This is a genomic window from Paenibacillus sp. Dod16, from assembly GCF_049893405.1.
GTDB lineage: Bacteria > Bacillota > Bacilli > Paenibacillales > Paenibacillaceae > Paenibacillus_AQ.
This window is the reverse complement of the sequence record NZ_JBNDYG010000008.1, coordinates 61,960-78,609: the sequence shown is the minus strand read 5'-3', so window position 1 is coordinate 78,609 and position 16,650 is coordinate 61,960. Positions and strand designations below refer to the sequence as shown.

At 46.8% G+C, this 16,650-nt stretch carries 12 protein-coding genes and 2 pseudogenes; 7 read left to right on the top strand and 7 right to left on the bottom strand.

Features of this window, described 5'->3' with window-relative positions; genetic code table 11:
* The first annotated feature begins 29 nt into the window (after positions 1-29).
* The 4 genes and pseudogenes from ACPV3A_RS09425 to ACPV3A_RS09410 all read left to right on the top strand — a co-directional run bounded on the left by ACPV3A_RS09425 (position 30) and on the right by ACPV3A_RS09410 (position 5,382).
* Positions 30-1,385: an FAD-dependent oxidoreductase gene (locus tag ACPV3A_RS09425; RefSeq protein ID WP_426199190.1), complete on the top strand. Its 1,356-nt coding sequence runs from the start codon at positions 30-32 to the stop codon at positions 1,383-1,385.
* 544 nt (positions 1,386-1,929) lie between these two features.
* Positions 1,930-3,146: pseudogene (locus ACPV3A_RS09420) on the top strand (DUF438 domain-containing protein).
* Positions 3,147-3,481: 335 nt separating this feature from the next.
* Complete coding sequence (locus tag ACPV3A_RS09415; RefSeq protein WP_426199188.1) at positions 3,482-3,955, top strand: DUF5381 family protein; 474 nt, start codon at positions 3,482-3,484, stop codon at positions 3,953-3,955.
* 173 nt (positions 3,956-4,128) lie between these two features.
* A complete protein-coding gene (locus tag ACPV3A_RS09410; protein ID WP_339295336.1) occupies positions 4,129-5,382 on the top strand; it encodes a mechanosensitive ion channel family protein in 1,254 nt (417 codons plus the stop codon).
* Positions 5,383-5,513: 131 nt separating this feature from the next.
* Here ACPV3A_RS09410 and ACPV3A_RS09405 read toward each other — a convergent pair whose 3' ends face one another.
* From ACPV3A_RS09405 to ACPV3A_RS09395, 3 genes are all read right to left on the bottom strand, one after another.
* Positions 5,514-6,062 carry a cysteine hydrolase family protein gene (locus ACPV3A_RS09405; RefSeq protein WP_220686898.1) on the bottom strand — a complete coding sequence of 183 codons (549 nt, stop codon included), beginning with the start codon at positions 6,060-6,062 and terminating at the stop codon, positions 5,514-5,516.
* Positions 6,063-6,170: 108 nt separating this feature from the next.
* Positions 6,171-6,536: a winged helix-turn-helix transcriptional regulator gene (locus tag ACPV3A_RS09400; protein ID WP_426199185.1), complete on the bottom strand. Its 366-nt coding sequence runs from the start codon at positions 6,534-6,536 to the stop codon at positions 6,171-6,173.
* A gap of 159 nt (positions 6,537-6,695) precedes the next feature.
* Positions 6,696-6,872, bottom strand: coding sequence for a hypothetical protein (locus ACPV3A_RS09395; protein WP_181469815.1), 177 nt, complete (start codon positions 6,870-6,872; stop codon positions 6,696-6,698).
* 263 nt (positions 6,873-7,135) lie between these two features.
* On the opposite strand from ACPV3A_RS09395, the pseudogene ACPV3A_RS09390 reads away from it, so the two are divergent.
* Positions 7,136-9,907, top strand: a pseudogene (locus ACPV3A_RS09390) (glycoside hydrolase family 3 C-terminal domain-containing protein).
* A 203-nt stretch (positions 9,908-10,110) separates the two neighbouring features.
* Entirely contained in the window at positions 10,111-10,323 is a 213-nt protein-coding gene (locus tag ACPV3A_RS09385) for a hypothetical protein (RefSeq protein WP_100540236.1), read from the top strand.
* Between the two features lie 284 nt (positions 10,324-10,607).
* On the opposite strand, the gene ACPV3A_RS09380 is transcribed toward ACPV3A_RS09385, so the two are convergent.
* The 4 genes from ACPV3A_RS09380 to ACPV3A_RS09365 form a co-directional block, all read right to left on the bottom strand.
* Entirely contained in the window at positions 10,608-11,531 is a 924-nt protein-coding gene (locus tag ACPV3A_RS09380; RefSeq protein ID WP_426199183.1) for an aldolase, read from the bottom strand.
* Between the two features lie 102 nt (positions 11,532-11,633).
* Positions 11,634-11,759, bottom strand: a complete 126-nt coding sequence (locus tag ACPV3A_RS09375) for a paeninodin family lasso peptide (protein ID WP_106426994.1) — start codon at positions 11,757-11,759, stop codon at positions 11,634-11,636.
* A gap of 16 nt (positions 11,760-11,775) precedes the next feature.
* Positions 11,776-13,725, bottom strand: a complete 1,950-nt coding sequence (locus tag ACPV3A_RS09370; protein ID WP_426199181.1) for an asparagine synthase-related protein — start codon at positions 13,723-13,725, stop codon at positions 11,776-11,778.
* A 150-nt stretch (positions 13,726-13,875) separates the two neighbouring features.
* Positions 13,876-14,289, bottom strand: a complete 414-nt coding sequence (locus ACPV3A_RS09365; RefSeq protein WP_426199179.1) for a VanZ family protein — start codon at positions 14,287-14,289, stop codon at positions 13,876-13,878.
* A 237-nt stretch (positions 14,290-14,526) separates the two neighbouring features.
* On the opposite strand from ACPV3A_RS09365, the gene ACPV3A_RS09360 reads away from it, so the two are divergent.
* On the top strand, positions 14,527-16,497 hold the full coding sequence (locus ACPV3A_RS09360) for a glycosyl hydrolase family 28-related protein (RefSeq protein ID WP_426199177.1): 1,971 nt from the start codon (positions 14,527-14,529) through the stop codon (positions 16,495-16,497).
* Positions 16,498-16,650 lie beyond the last annotated feature (153 nt).

The following is a 16,650-nucleotide window of genomic DNA, read 5'->3' as shown; positions in this document are numbered from 1 at the left end:
ATAACGCTTAAAAGGAGGAGTAAAAAGAGATGGACAGCAGGACACGGATCATGGAGGCGGACGTGGTAGTTATAGGTGCGGGGCCGGCGGGCATTGCCGCCGCCATTGCCGCCGGCAGGCAGGGGGCAAGCGTCATCTTGATTGAACGGTACGGGTTTGTCGGCGGGATGTCTACGGCTGCCGGAGTTTATCCTTGGATGACGTTTCATACACAGCAAGGGGAACGGGTCATCGGCGGTATTGCACAGGAAATTGTGGAGCGCCTGATGGAGCGAGGGGGCTCGCCCGGCCATCTTCGCGATACCGTCGGTTTCGTGAATACGCTGACGCCGTACCATCCAGAGATATATAAGGTGCTTGCCGTCGATATGCTGCGCGAAGCGGGGGTGAAGCTCGTCTCGCACAGCTTCGTTGACGAAGTCGGACGTGAAGGCGAATACATCCAGTCCGTGACCCTTACTGGAAAATCGGGGCGAATCAAGGTTGACGGGAAGATGTTCGTCGATGCGTCCGGGGATGCGGACGTCGCTTATCTGGCGGGAGCACCGACGCTTCAGGGGCGCGAAAGCGACGGGCTGTCGCAGCCGATGACGATGAAATTCCGGATGCGGGGTGTTGACGTGGAGGCGATTCGGAAGGCGATGCTTGCTGATCCCGACAATTTTTATCACAAGACGCCGTTTGCCGAACTAGAGAATGAGCGTATTCCGCTCACGGGGGTTTCCGGCTTTTATAAGGAGTGGAAGGCTGCCGAGGTCCCGATCAACCGCGATCAGGTTCTGCTGTTTATCGGGCCGGAGAAGGATGAGGTGCTGATTAACTGTACGCGGGTACAAGGCTTAAGCGCGACCGACGTCGAGGAACTGACTTTGGCGGAGGAGGAAGGGCGCAAACAGGTGCTGATGATGGCGGAATTTTTGAAATCGCGGGTGCCTGGATTTGCCGAGGCCTCCATTTCCTCGGTTGCCCCCCAGATCGGAATTAGGGAGTCGCGCCGAATCGACGGTCTGTATCGGTTAACGATGGAGGACGTGGTGACGGGACGACATTTTGAAGACGGCATTGCGAGGAGCGGTTATCCGGTTGACTTGCATGATCCGTCAGGCAAAGGGATCATGGAGGCTACCATCGAGAATGACGGTTCCTACAGTATTCCATACCGCTGCCTGGTGGCCCGAGGACCAGTAAATCTGCTCGCGGCAGGGCGCTGCATTTCCACCACGCATGAAGCACTGGCGACCACGCGCTTGACGCCAAGCTGCATGGCTACGGGAGAAGCGGCGGGCACGGCGGCGGCCCTGGCCTGCAAGATGGGAATCACCGCGGCGGAAGTCGATGCATCGCAGCTCAGGGAGATGCTGTACGCCCAAGGGGCGATTGTGTGAAGAGACGCGGGCTAGCCGCTCCGGTATAACTTGGGGCGGCTCCGTATTTTTGTAGTGTGTTTGAGGCGGACTGCTTTTTTGCATCTCCTTAAAGCTCGTTTGTAGGTTTCCTTGTTGATTCAGACGAAGAAATTCAAAAGTGTATTGCTGATTCAGAAGTACGAATAGCCGCCTGTGTTCGGGTTGGTGGAGCCTTGGTAAAAGAGTGTTACGGATTTTTCACTATAGGGGTTCGACCCCCTTCTATACATACAATAATGAAGCGACCGTAACCGGTCGCTTTTTGTTTACGGTCCCCGTAGCAATTCGGAAACAAGGGTTGTTACGTATATATGGCTGAGCGGGCTTCGTTCAGTCGTGCGGCCATTCCGTCAAGCGGATAAAGATTTTTCGAAGATGACGTATCACCTTTTCTATGTTCAATGAATCTTCATTCCCTATGTGCTTTTAATCACAAGTCACGGTGCATGAGAATGCTAGTTTAGAGAAGTAAACAGAATTGAACTTTATCTTTATATAATGAATCAAAACAGAGGTGATGAACATGAGTGAATTAATTAATAACCGTGAGGAAGGAATTTCTGCTCATCGAACTGCCCGGCTACATTTGCTCAAGGAAATCATTAAAGAGCTTCACCATGGAAAAAGCGTGGAGGAAGTAAAGTCAAAATTCAACCAAGCTGTTGGCGAAATATCGGTTGATGAAATATCGGAGCTGGAGCAAGTGCTGATGGAGGAGGAAGGAATCCCGGTAACCGAAGTACAGCGACTGTGCAGTGTGCATGCTGCGGTATTTAAAGGTTCCATCCAAGACATTCACAGAGCCCATAAGCCTGAAGAGCAGCCTGGACATCCTGTGTTTACCTTTAAGATGGAGAACCAAGAAATCGATCGACTGGCAAACTTCAAAATCGCACTGCATCTGGATCAGTTTCTTAAGGATCAAGGAGAGGCAAATCGCCTCAAATTGCTGGAGGATTTCAGTCTTCTCTATGATGTAGACAAACACTACAGCCGCAAAGAAAATTTGCTGTTTCCTTTTCTTGAGAAATACAGAATTTATGGACCGACCAAGGTGATGTGGGCAGTAGATGACGGTATCCGAATGGGCATGCCGAGATCGTAGTGGATCTGGCCAGACGCGTCTTAAACGAAGTTACAGAAATGATCTATAAAGAGGAACATATCTTATTACCTATGGCTCTGGAAAAGTTGACGGAGGATGAATGGCTTCAAATTGCTGCCCAAAGCGAAGAGGTCGGTTATTGCTTAATTGCGCCTGATCAACAATGGAATCCTGAAAGAGCAGCTGAGCCTGGCGCAGATCAGGGATTGGCGTCTTCTCCGCTGCAAGAGGGATATATCCGAATGAGTACAGGCATTTTATCGGTCAAACAGATGGAATCCATTTTAAATCATTTACCGGTCGACCTAACCTTTATCGATGAACATGATATCGTTCGATATTTTTCCCAGGGCAAAGAACGAATCTTCGTTCGTACTAAAGCGGTGATCGGCCGAAGTGTTCAGAACTGCCATCCTCCGCAAAGCGTTCACGTCGTCAATCAACTCCTAGCTGATTTCAAAGCAGGTGTCAAAGATGCAGAAGATTTCTGGATCCCGGTTAAAGATAAGTTTGTCTACATTCGCTATTTTGCCGTAAGGGATGAAGAAGGGAACTATTTAGGCACGCTGGAATTCACTCAAAACATTAAACCGATTCAGGAGCTCACCGGTCAAAAACGGATACTCTCTCCGTAAGTTTATAGAGGACATCCTGACTAACGCGATCCGGCGAATTGTGGTTTCGAGCAGCCACGCTTCGCCATCATACATACTAAAGGGGCTGTCCCAAATGTCATTGTAAATGACGGAGACACGGCCCCTTTTTTCATTTAGTCAAACATAAAGAAACCGCTCTTTGATAAAATGGAGGTACCATCCAACCATAAACCAAAACGAGACGGTTTCTTGGTACATTCATCGCGCCGTTGTACGATTGGAGCCTTTATTGGTGATGGCGCAGCTAAAGTGGTCAAAAATAGAGTTCGCTGGATTCGCGGACTATTCAAATAATTTCAGAAAGGCGTTAATTCATGAACGCGATATCTTATCGGAAATCCGTGGCATGGGGCAAAGCACTTGGCAGTTTACTGTTTGTGCTGACCTGCCTGTTTCTGCTGTATGCGGCTTTTTTTATGGATACTTCCTTTATTCGTAAGTTCTTTTGTATCACATCAGCCATAATAGGGATTCCGTTTTTTGGAGGATATTTGGTTGTCAGCTTGCCAAAGGCACTGAAATCAGACACGCAGCTCATCACTTACGATCAAAATTCCATTTCAGATGGTACGCGGACCGTAGCCTGGACGGAGATTACAAGCATCAGCTACAGCGGCCCTTCCATTCGGGAGTGGCTGCTTCCGAAATTTCCTGTGCTGATTTTTCATTTGAAAAACAGAGAGACCTGGACAGTGAACACGTATTATTTGTTAACCGATACTGAAATTCAGTCTGTCATGAAGCTCCTGCGGGGGCTGATCAGCCGTAACGGAAAGGAAACGAAATAGATCGGATCGAATCAGACAAAAAGAGCACCGAATCGGTGTTCTTTTTCGTTTTCCTTACAGACTTACCAAGCATCTTCCAAATCGACCCAGCGATGTCTTATCTTAAACTTTGCGTAGTACTAGAATCTCCTCTATAATAATAGGCTAATCTTAAACTGCGTCAGGAGGAAACAATGGACTTTATCAAAAATCAACTAGACGGATATGGCATGAGCGAACAAACCATTGGATATCTCTCGAATATGATCATGGTTGTATTTATCGCGGTGATCTCCGTGCTGGCTAATTTCATAGCCAAAAAAATCGTGCTGAAGACGATTATTCATATCGTCAACAACAATCGGTATACGTGGGACAATATCATCGTAGAGAAAAAAGTGTTCCACAAGCTGTCGCATCTCGTGCCGGCAATCATTATTTATTTTTCGGCGTCCATCTTTCCGGCTTATCAAGTTTTGATTGAAAAAGCTGCAGCAACGTACATGATTATCGTAACGATCACGGTGTTGAATGCGCTGCTTAATGCTTTTGATGACATTTATCGTTCGTTTGAGGTTTCCAAGATCAGACCGATTAAGGGATACATTCAGGTGGTGAAAATCGTTCTCTTCATCATCGGCGGCATCGTGGTCATCTCCAACCTCATCGGGCAGAATCCTTTGATCATTCTCAGCGGGCTTGGTGCTTTATCGGCTGTTCTGATGTTGGTTTTCAAGGACTCCATATTGGGCCTGGTGGCAGGCGTTCAATTATCATCGAATGATATGGTGCGCGTTGGCGACTGGATTGAAATGCCGAAATATCATGCGGACGGTGACGTCATCGATATTACATTGAATACGGTAAAAGTAATGAATTTCGATAAAACGATTACCATGATTCCAAGCTACGCCCTCATCTCGGACTCGTTCAAGAATTGGAGAGGCATGCAAGTATCCGGAGGCAGAAGAATTAAGCGAAGCTTCTATGTCGATACGAGCAGCATCTGCTTTTGCACCAGGGAAATGATTGAGGAATTTCAGAAGATTCACTACCTTACCGATTACGTCACGACAAGAGTAAATGAAATTAACGCCTACAACATCGAACACGAGATTAATACGGAAAGCAAAGTGAACGGCAGACAGCTTACGAATGTGGGCGTATTCAGGGAATACATCCATCAATATCTGCGGAACCATCCGAAAATCCATAAGGATATGACGCTGATTGTCAGACAATTAGCGCCGGGAGATAATGGACTTCCATTGGAAATCTACGCTTTCAGCAATGACACCAACTGGGGAGTGTATGAATCGATTCAAGCGGATATCTTTGATCATATCTTTGCGGTTGCGCCAACCTTCGGGCTTCGTGCCTTCCAGAATCCAACCGGTCATGATATCGTCCATCTTAAAGAAAGCCCGGAGTATTCGCGAGGGTATTAGATCAGCTTTAAGGAATGTATATTACAAAAAGGTACCCATAGCCCGCACCTTTTAAAGTGTTCGGACATGGGTACTTTTTTAATATGAGGCAGGCCCTTAAGCGTCTGTTGTTTTAGTTTATGTAATGAAAGTCAGATCAAGTCGTAAAGTCTGCTCGTGTCGACTACTTGAGCAAAGGTATCTTGTAACGATGCCATAAATGTATCATGGACGGTTTTTGCAGGAATTACCGTATCATTCCATACTAAATCTCGGGTGGTGCACGCATCACTGAGCAATAGGACTTCATAGCCCAGGCGACTTGCCGTTCTCACGGTCGAATCGATACAGATGTGGCTCATCATGCCGCCAATGACCAAGCGCGTGACTTTAATGGATTCGAGATATTCTTGCAGTTCCGTTTGAAAAAAGCTGTCTGGCGTGTGCTTAACGATGACTTGTTCGTCGGATTGGGGTTTTATGCCTTCATGAATGTTGATCCCTTCGGTTTCGGGGAGGAAAAATGTAGCGTTATCCTCCAGAAGAATACACTGAACGTGGACAATAGGCAAATTCTTCTCCCGGAATAGCGACAATGCTTCTTGAGCATGGGTTAACGCTTGATCGGGATGGAATAATTCATTTCTACCTCCTGGAAAGTAATCATTCTGAATGTCTACTAATAGTAACGCAGTATTCATGGTTCATGGCTCCTTTACTCGTAGTAAAATCGGTTTCTACAAGTATTATAATTTCGGACCCGTGAACGGTGAATTACCCACTTTTTTGTGGGTATGGTGATCATGATTTCATAACTTATAACTGATGCCTTTGCGGTCGAGAAGCTCGGTTTGACCCCGTTCCACCATATATTCAATGCCGATCTCTTGCATAATCAGTACCGCCTCTAACAGCTTCCTCCCGCGTTCCGTAAGATAGTATTCTACGTGTAACGGATACCCTTCCGTTTTGATTTTATCAACGATCCCGCAGGATATAAGTTCTCTTAAATGCTGTAGCAACATCTTTTGGGTGATCTGATCAATATCTCGCTCCAGTTGGGCTAAGGACGTGTTCCCATTGTTCAATTGATATATGATCATGGTTTTCCATTTGCCTTTTATAATGTCATGAGCAATCTCTAATGGACAGGTACATTTCTCTCGAATTTTCATCGAACTCACCTCTATGCCATCATAACAAATGTAATAAAATCGTGACACTTAAACAATAAAAAGGTAGCATGTATACCATAAGAAAAGCGACCGCTACGGGTCGCTTTTTTACGTTTTCTCATTGGGAAGGGAGATCAGTAAGGTTTGTCACCGACGCTCCTAATGATAGTTCTTGGATTCATTTTCCTTGTATTTGTCATCGCTGTTATGCAGCGCTTGTTTCCGGCGATCGTTGCGGGCTTGTTGCTGTTGCTGGGCCTCTTGGCTGTTTACAGGTGTTTCTGCCAGTTGTTCCACCGTGTTGATCAGGTTCTTGTCCGGTTGGTTCGTACTCAATGGAAAGCACCTCCTTGTTTACTTTTTTTCGGTTATGAAGTTTATTATGTGCTGGCTTAGGATGGGCTATTCGTAGGTCGTCTTAACAAGCAAAATCTCCAGAAGACTTTTTTTATATACTCCTATACAGAATTTGTTACTATGATAGTAGAAGATGCCTTACACCTAATATTGGAATCAGCTGGGCATTTACATACCTTTCTTCATATTGATTGGATCTTTGGAGAAAACAAACAGGAGGGAAAAGATTGAATACACAGAGAATGGGAGCTCCTTTGGAAGGCTTTGCCGAGTTCAGCCGAAAGGTCGCTGCCGAAGGTGCCGTACTGTTAAAGAATGATGGACAGGTTCTGCCCCTGAAACCAAACGAAACCGTTTCCGTTTTCGGCAGAACGCAAATTAATTATTACCGCAGCGGTACGGGTTCGGGCGGAAGCGTTCATGTTTCCCATACAACGAACCTGCTCGGCGGTCTTCGGGATAAGAAGAACATCACCGTCAACGAAGAATTGGCAGCTGCCTATGAACAGTGGATTGAACAAAACCCTTTCGATAATGGCGGAGGCGGCTGGGCTGCTGAACCGTGGCATCAGAAGGAAATGGCTTTGACCGATGAGCTGGTATCCGCAGCAAGACAGGCATCCGACAAGGCGATTGTTGTTATCGGGCGAACAGCGGGTGAAGATCAGGATAATGCTAATGAGCCGGGCAGTTACCAGTTAACGTCCGAAGAAAAAGCGATGCTGCAGCAGGTGACCACGCACTTCGAGCAAACCATTGTGGTGCTGAATGTATCCAACATTATCGATATGAGCTGGATGCTCGATGAAGGTTATGTGCACCCGATTTCTTCTGTCATGTACGCTTGGCAAGGTGGCATGGAAGGCGGTAACGCCATTGCAGACGTATTGGTGGGCGAGGTGACGCCTAGCGGCAAACTAACCGATACGATTGCTTATTCGATCGAGGATTATCCATCGACCCGCAATTACGGCAACGAGCTAAAGAATGTTTATCAAGAGGATATTTATGTGGGTTACCGTTTTTTCGAAACGTTTCGACCCGCTTCCGTGCAGTATGAATTCGGCTTTGGGTTGTCGTATACGCAGTTCCAAATCGAGCCGCAGGAAGGCAAGCTGGTGGTTAGAGAGGGAGCGCAATACGTTGAAATCGACGTAAACGTAAAAAATATCGGGACCACCTATACAGGTAAAGAGGTGGTGCAGGTTTATTACGAAGCGCCGCAAGGCGTCTTGGGCAAGCCTGCCAAAGTGTTGGCGGCATTTGGAAAGACGCAGGTGCTTGCGCCCGGCGATTCGCAGCCGCTCACGATCAGTTTCCCTCTCCACACCATGGCTTCCTACGATGATGCTGGTGTGACGGGACAAGCTTCCGCTTATGTCTTGGAGGCCGGAACCTACCGTTTGTATGTGGGAACCAGCGTGAAGAATGTGGAGCCCATCGGTTTGGATGGCCAAGAAGGCTATGTTGTCGAAACGCTGCAAGTTGTGGAGCAGCTGCAGGAAGCTATGGCGCCAACGGAAGGCTTCACCCGAATGAAGCCAGGCATTCGCAAGGAAGACGGCTCATACGAACTGACATATGCAGAGGTGCCGCAGCGCAAGACGAACATGGAGGAACGCATTCATCAAAACCTGCCGCTTACCTTGGAACAAACGGGCAATCGAGGTTATACCTTAAGGGACGTTTATGAGGGGAAAGTCAGCATGGAAGCTTTTATCGCTCAACTCAGCGATCATGACTTGGCAGTGATCGTCAGAGGAGAAGGCATGAGCAGTCCGCTGGTTACGGCGGGCACGGCATCGGCTTTTGGCGGCGTGAGCGACAGCTTGCTCGACTACGGAATTCCGGTGGCTTGTACGGCGGATGGGCCGTCCGGAATACGGATGGACAGCGGCCAGCAAGCAACGCAGGTGGCAATTGGAACCCTGCTTGCGGCCACCTGGAACGCCGAGCTGGTCGAAGAGCTCTATGTCATGGAAGGCCGGGAGCTACTCAGCTACAACATTGATACTTTACTTGGACCGGGTCTGAACATTCGCCGCAGCCCGCTGAATGGACGCAATTTTGAATATTTCTCGGAAGATCCGCTGATCTCGGGGGTATTTGCCGCGGCATGCACGCGCGGGATCATGAGGGGCGGCTCCAATGCCACCCTGAAGCACTTTGCCTGCAACAACCAGGAGAAGCATCGCAGTAAAGTCGACGCTGTTGTGTCCGAACGCGCCCTTCGGGAGATTTACCTGAAAGGCTTTGAAATCGCGGTGAAACAAGGCGGGGCGAACGCCATCATGACCTCGTATAATCCGATCAATGGACACTGGGCAGCATCCAATTATGATTTGAATACCACCATCCTACGCGACGAGTGGGGATTCCAGGGTATCGTGATGACCGACTGGTGGGCCATTATGAACGATGTGGTGAACGGAGGCCCAGCCGATCGCAAAAACACCAACTGGATGGTCCGCGCCCAAAATGATCTGTATATGGTGGTTATGAACTACGGTGCGGAAATCAACGCATGGGAAGACAATACCTTGGCATCCTTGGACAATGGTACGCTGACTCGTGGAGAGCTGCAGCGCAGCGCCATGAACATCTGCCGGTTCCTGATGCATGCGCCGGTATTTTCAAGAAAACAGGTGATCGAGGAAGCCGTAGGTGCTTTTAAATCCGCCACTTCTCTCGCGCCGGAGCAAGCACAAACCTTATCGGAGAGCACACAAGTAAAACCGGCTGAAGCGGGATCGACGTATGTGAAGGTCGAAGAATCCGGCGAGTACCGGATCATTGTGCGCATTATGTCTCCGGAATCGGAACTGGCCCAGAGCGCATGCAACGTCACACTGAACGATCAACCGGTGACCACGATTCAAACGAATGGTACCGACGGCAGATGGATCAGGCAGAAGCTTGTCAAAGTGTAGCTGGAAGCGGGTTATTATGAAATGAAGCTGGATTTCGTCAAGCCCGGCTTGCAGATCGACTGGATTGAATTTAAACGGGTTTAATTCTAGCAACACAGGGGGTATCCAACAGATCTAAGATCTTTTGGATATCCCCTTTTTCCTCCATAACAATATGAATACACCACTTGCCCGTTGCTGATATCCAGTATGTATGACAAATATCACCGAAAAACATATTTGAAATTTGAATAATAAGGAGGATGCGAGAACATAAAAAGATGAGAGGGTGTGAGACGTTGGCAGTAATGATCCGTGAATGTGTTGAACAAGACTATATTATTGAGCATGTGAAGCAACAATTTCATTGCAAGGTATTATGGTGTGAAGGGCGTGCATGCCTGGAATATAACGGCGAGGAAGACCTAGCTCGAATCTCGGATTACGTAAAACAAATGTTTGATAAAGAGCTGCTGGACGTATTTTTTACAGCTATAGAAAGCCTGCCGGTGGATGTTTAAATCGTGCATGATACATACACCTACCGGAATAAGCACAACTTCGCTTTCCACTTCAGTTGAAGCCGATGCCTCATATTTTGATTCTCCCAGAATACTTGCCATCATGAGCACGTAGCGAAAGGTTGTAACGCACACGAGGCTTTGACTTGTCGAAGTTGAGCTGTGGAATAGTGAAATGATCCCCAAACCTGTCGTTTGGGGATTCTTAATAGAGGGGACATATGTAATCGAGGGTGTTTGAGGATGAAGGATATGATTCAAGAAACGACTCATGAGGTCCATCTTTATTGACGGATGGCATCTAAAACCATGGCCGTTAGCTCTTGCACGGTATGTTCGTTTAATGGACGCTGAATCTGGTACATAGCCATACTCCCGGACATGCGCGCTGTGATGTCAAAATGCCACTTCGTTAATCCGCTGCCGGATAGAAGTTGGTTTCGATAGGTATGACGATGCAACAGCGGCAGCTTCTCTAATTTATCAATCTCACGTATATGTAGTTGACAGCAATCCGTCTTGATGATCTCAAAAATGCCAGCCAGCGGCAGGGGATTATTGGAGAATTGGGATGTGATTGGGACGGCGTACTTGGTTTCACGCTCGAACAAAGGCCGAAAATGCCTGGAATCCATACCGAAGACTTCAAGGCTTTCCTGCCAAAGCTTTTGTTGAGGATAAGCTGGCGTTGCGTAAGGAATATTTTGTTGGTCCAGCGTCACGGCGACAATGTCATCCGTTAATAATTGGTATCCTTTCTGCAAAAAGGCAGAAGCCAGCGTCGACTTCCCGTGCCCGGAATGACCGATGAAGGCATAGGCTTTATGGTCAATCACTACCGCGCTGCCGTGGAGGGGGAGTATTTTACGCTGCAGTAAAAGGGCACCCATACAAGATCCAAGCACGTACAGCCGGATTTTATCCTCCGCGGCGCCCTTCTCTGGAGAAACAGAGATGGTCGTCCCGTCCTCTATTGCAAAAACAGCGAGTTCAGGCACTCTGAACATGACCATATCTTCAGTGCATACCCATGTTTTATTCGATTTATCAGATCTTCCAAGCCATCTTTCGGTTAGATCAGCATAACGGATGGCAATATCGGCGATAGCATCCGGGAGGACGACAGGCTGTAACTCAGGCAGGGGAATGTCACTATGAATGGAAAACCCGAAGGCTTTATATGCGGTTGGCTTAAATGTTTGAAGCATGGTCCTCACTCCAATGATTAATATGCGAATAAAAAAAGATAGCCCTTATACCCGATCAGGCGTATAGGGGCTCTTTTTATCAGAACATGATGGCTTTATATGTTAGCTGGTGTGAACCATTTCATCCGGATCCGGTTGCACTCCATCCGGAATTGCACTACCAGGACCAGCCATGGTCATTTTGATGTCAAGAACCTCCAAAGCAGGTACGCTCCATTCCTTTTTCATATAGATTCACCTCCTTTCAAAAGTTTTTTTGAAGAAATCGATACAGAATGAGGCTGCGCATTAGGAGTTTAATGGACGGGCCATAGGCTTGATTTGGATCCATTCCCTGACGGGCCTCCGATAGAGCTTCTTCGAGAACAGGCATGTTAATGAACTGCTGCATTCTAGAATCACGACTCAGATGATCCAGTTCATCGATAAATGCTGGCCAGTCACTTCGCATACGATGGATAGAATCGGCTGCCTGGATGCCTCTTGTTCTCTGGTTAAGCCGGATGGAATCGGGGAGCCAGCCTGAAGTAGAGCGTCTAATTAAAGCCCGATCCATGCCATTATGAACGAATTGCTCCATTGGCGTTGACAGGCAGAATCGAATGACGCGCAGATCATTGGTCGGATCGTGACTCCATACGGAATAACGAAGGGACAGTTTGCAGCCGCTTGACCCGGTGGCGCTCCACATGTTAACCCGGTTGAAATGCTGAATTCTTGCTTCCAGTGGATCATCAGGAAGATCGTCTGTTGAGCCAATTCCGGTAAACGCGCGATCCTGCAGCTTGTCGTAGATCCCTGTGCGTTCAGCAAAGTCGGAATGTATGAGCTGCGGCAACTCAGCTGATGTTCCGGATAGCCTTATCCTTGTAAGGGAAGGCAATGCTTTACGGCAAAGGATGGAGTATAGCCGTTTACGTCCAACTCCAACGTTCCTGCTATACTGATTGATCTCGCGGGATAGATGGAGCCAGTTGAATTTTTTCATAAGTCGCGTGTAATACTCCATCGCGGGTCCCCAAGAGATGCTGTAATTCCCCCTTGCTCCATTCAACAGAATTCCGATCCCGCGCTGCTGCGCCTGCGCATAAATTCCTCTTAGCCAGAACGAATTATCAAAGAACTTATAAGGAGATTCCAGGATGTCAATCCAGTCGTCGATTTCCGTAAAGGGACTGTGACCTTTGAAATCCAAGTAATGATCATGGATGTTGCCCACAAACTGTACGGTCTGCCTGATAAGCGGCCTCTCGTCAGCAAATCTGTGCTTTGGCGTCCAATCTATGAATTCATCTTCCGGTATGTAGCTGAAGGTATGAAGCATCCGCTTCTCCTGCTGAAGTGCTCTGGCTGCAAAGCTTGCAACAGAGCCCGAATCCAAACCACCACTAAGATGAGCGCCGATTTGCAGGCTTGAACGGCGAAGCCTTGAGGTTACGGCTTTATGAAATACCTCACGAAAGGCTTCTTCATACTCCTCGGACGAACGGAGCTGCAAAGGCTGCACATTAGCCAGGCTGTCATACCGGCTGATCAATAACCGGTTATGTGTAACGATGAAGGAGTGGGAAGGCGGGATCTGATAAATATGATTGTACACAGTGGTTGAAGCATCCGGGGGTTCGAACACACCGCGGATCGCCAGAAACTCGGCTAGCCAACGCTCGTTAAGCTCTTTATGTATATAAGGTAAAGTGACCAAGGGAGTCATCATCGTACAGAAGGAGAACTGCTGCTCATCGCGATGATAATATAGCGTTCTTGCGCCTGAGAAATCCCTTGCTCCGAACAACAGCTGCTTGCGTGCATCCCATATGGCAAAAGCAAAATCTCCGACCAGTCGCTCCGGCATCCGTTCAGACCATTTCTCATAAGCCTGCAGCAGAATTTCACTGTCTGTCATGTGCGGCCTGTGGACATGCGGCACATGCAGCTGCTCCATGAGCTCATCCCGATTGTCTAAGATGGCGTCGGCCGTGATGGCAAGCCCGCGCTGCGGATCGTAATAAGGCAGTATTTCTTGTACGGCTTGCTCCGTAATCCATTGGGCATGACACCCCATCATAATGTAATCCTTTTGCCAAACGGCGCTTTGATCAGCAGGATACTTGCTTAATGCCGACATTATGAGTTCGCTGTTATCCGTTGGAATCGGCTCTCCATGAAAACGATAAATACCGGCAATTGCGCCCATTCGATCTTCCTTTCGTTGCAACTCATTACGAGTAAGTAAGTATCTCGTTGATACATTTCGTATCGTTATCATTATAATACAAGTATACAAAATGTATCAATACTTTTTTTAACCTTTTTGGTGGGTAGAATTGGGCGGCTTTAAATGGCTTCACCTTCTTGTGCGCCTTGAACTTTTGCGGAATAGGATCATACAGAGTAGGTAAGCAAGGAGAATGCCGAGTGAATCATTGACCACATCGTAGATTCGACCGCCTCGGAAGAAGAAGAGCTGGAGAATTTCAGTTAGCGCTGCATAGGCGACTGACCAGAAAAAGGCGGTCCTTCTCCTGCCAAAGTCGGATGCGAGAAGGGCAAGAATGAAGAACCCGATAAAATGGCCGATTTTTCGCAGGATCCAATCGCTCCTGTACCATTGGAAATCCAGTTTTGTAAGCTCGGACCAGTCGGGGGAGGGGTTGAACTGAAAATCCACAACTTGATATCTGATCAGGAGATGGAAATTAACTGAACAAGTAAAGATGAATAGAGCTATTGCCCATAGAAAGGTAAGAATGATTCGCATGAAAAATAGCTCCTTTTGGTGGTGAAGATGCTTCTATTTATAAAACTGATTATAGAGCGTTTGCGATTGATACAAAATGTATCCAATTAATTCCTATATTATAGTAATCCTTGTGTTGTTTTCAAGATTGAAGTTTGAATTGTTTCAATATTTGGGCTTGGCTCTAATCTTAGATGGGTATTTTCATCAAGCACATTTGTAATGTAGTCACTACTATGTAGCAAGGAGGAGATGAGCATGGCCAAGAGACAAACGAAATACATGAAGATGAATGCATGGTCATCCTCGGATACGATGGATCCGAAAGATGTAAGCTTCAATTTCGATTTGTTAGATGAGGAATTAATGAGCCGTGGCATTAACGTTAAGTGGTTTGGAGCTGTAGGTGATGGAAGAACAGATGACACTGCGGCTTTTCAAGCCGCGATGGCAAAGTGTGATAAGCGTTACAAGCTATTTGTGCCTCCTGGTGATTACCGGATCAGACAAACGATAGACAACAATAGCAGAGGGATTTATGGAGCAGGTCCCTATGTAGATGGTGGACAAATGGGCACGAGAATTATCTGGGACCCCCTCGACACAACAACCGATTTACTTCCATGCATAAGAATCCGAAATTCTGGAGTGAAAGCAGTATTTGAGGATTTCGGAGTATATGGTGTTTCAAAATATAGCTCAAGAGAACTGATCAACTGGATAAATAAGGAGTTATTCGAGCAAAGTCTATACGATATGTTTGCTGTAGGTTCAGCTGCGTTCGAAGTTGCAGGATCAGCAACACCGATATTTAGAAATATCGCTACATCCGGAGTAAAGGTTGGGCAGCTTCTAAACAGTAACAATGGACATGTATCTTCATACGAATGTACCTGGAACGGATTAATTGGCGTATACTGCCGTATCAACACGGGGGATTATTTTTATCAAGGCGGAAGTATAACAGGAGCATTCTGCGGCATTATGTTCGGTACGACATTAGCAGCCGGACATCGCGGGGGGTTAAATGCAAATATTCATAGAACACATCTTGGATTTTCGCCGTACGCTATTTATCAGTGCATCGACAGTGGACTTGATGACTATAAGGCAGCTCCTGTAGTTCTAGGATTAAGCGGTATCTACATGAATGCACAATTTGAGCAGTGCGGAGAAGCAGCCATAAAATTATTAAGTAAATCCTTAACTTCGAATTTAAGAATGTTCGGATTCGGCTTTTCTTGGTCTGTAACAAGTTATACAGGCAATCCTTCAAAGTGGGAGTACTCGATGCCAGATGAACTGATTCCTGCTGGTGAAAAGCAGAAATATGCAGCTTGGTTTGGAACCGTTACAGCTCCGACGACATTTAACGATGAACTTGGAGTATTAAAAAAATCAAATGCTCAAGGTGCCATTGGAACGGCGTATATTGATATTCTAACCGGTGATAAGGATTCCGATTTGACTGGATTGGGACCAGAGGAAGCGGTGATTCGTAGAAAGGTCACTCCATTATACAAGAGTGCCGACTTACAAACACGGATGAAGGAAAGAGAGCATCGCACGCTTATGCCGGTATCAGCGCCGAACCTGCTTAGAAATCCGGAAGTGCTATCGAATTGGACGGTATTAAATGGAGGCGTAATTAGTCTTGTCACAGCCGACCAAGTGCCGATCCCTATTAGCAACGAGATGAAGCAGGTCATCGGTCCGCATCCTGTTATTTTAAAAATTACGCCAGATGGAGTTCGCTCACCGATGATGGCGATCAAGTTTAATAGCCGGACACTGCCGTATCAGGGAGATGCAAACAGAAACTTGGCCATGCAATATTTCATTTTGCAAACGGAGTATGAAAGTGGGTCGTTATATAAATCAATGGGCCGAATTGCTGCCCAGAATGCGGAGTATATTTTTAACGATGCCATAACTTGGCGTGAAGAAGGTTGGAAGCATCTTCGGGGGAGAGAGCTTGCAAGTCAAACAGGTTTACTGCATGAATTCAGCATATCGTTCATTCCCAAAGTGGGTGAAACATATATTGCTGGAGTAATGGTGACGTGGGATCATATCGGGTCGTATTCACCACATCCGCATAGCTATATGACCGATTCCTTGGAAATCGAGGGTCCAGGAAACGGAATTATATTGACGGACTCCGTGACAAGAGCCAGATATCAATTATCTATTGTCAATGGCAGCTTGCAAATTTCTCAAAAATTATAACTGCTTCGCTAACTACTGATCCTCTTCGGTGAACCAGCTTTGTTGATCTTATATCAACAAGGCTGTTTTTTTGCGGTTACAACGAATACAAAGATACATATTGTGTCATTTTTATGTAAATTCATGAAAATTAACCTTGACATGATACAAATT

Bases quoted from the DNA above. Each gene is read 5' to 3' on its own strand.
- ACPV3A_RS09360 (WP_426199177.1), top strand. From the start codon at position 14,527: ATGGCCAAGAGACAAACGAAATACATGAAGATGAATGCATGGTCATCC.
- ACPV3A_RS09425 (WP_426199190.1), top strand. From the start codon at position 30: ATGGACAGCAGGACACGGATCATGGAGGCGGACGTGGTAGTTATAGGT.
- ACPV3A_RS09405 (WP_220686898.1), bottom strand. From the start codon at position 6,062: ATGAATACTGCGTTACTATTAGTAGACATTCAGAATGATTACTTTCCA.
- ACPV3A_RS09415 (WP_426199188.1), top strand. From the start codon at position 3,482: ATGAACGCGATATCTTATCGGAAATCCGTGGCATGGGGCAAAGCACTT.
- ACPV3A_RS09380 (WP_426199183.1), bottom strand. From the start codon at position 11,531: ATGCTTCAAACATTTAAGCCAACCGCATATAAAGCCTTCGGGTTTTCC.
- ACPV3A_RS09385 (WP_100540236.1), top strand. From the start codon at position 10,111: ATGATCCGTGAATGTGTTGAACAAGACTATATTATTGAGCATGTGAAG.
- ACPV3A_RS09410 (WP_339295336.1), top strand. From the start codon at position 4,129: ATGGACTTTATCAAAAATCAACTAGACGGATATGGCATGAGCGAACAA.
- ACPV3A_RS09370 (WP_426199181.1), bottom strand. From the start codon at position 13,725: ATGGGCGCAATTGCCGGTATTTATCGTTTTCATGGAGAGCCGATTCCA.
- ACPV3A_RS09375 (WP_106426994.1), bottom strand. From the start codon at position 11,759: ATGAAAAAGGAATGGAGCGTACCTGCTTTGGAGGTTCTTGACATCAAA.
- ACPV3A_RS09365 (WP_426199179.1), bottom strand. From the start codon at position 14,289: ATGCGAATCATTCTTACCTTTCTATGGGCAATAGCTCTATTCATCTTT.
- ACPV3A_RS09400 (WP_426199185.1), bottom strand. From the start codon at position 6,536: ATGAAAATTCGAGAGAAATGTACCTGTCCATTAGAGATTGCTCATGAC.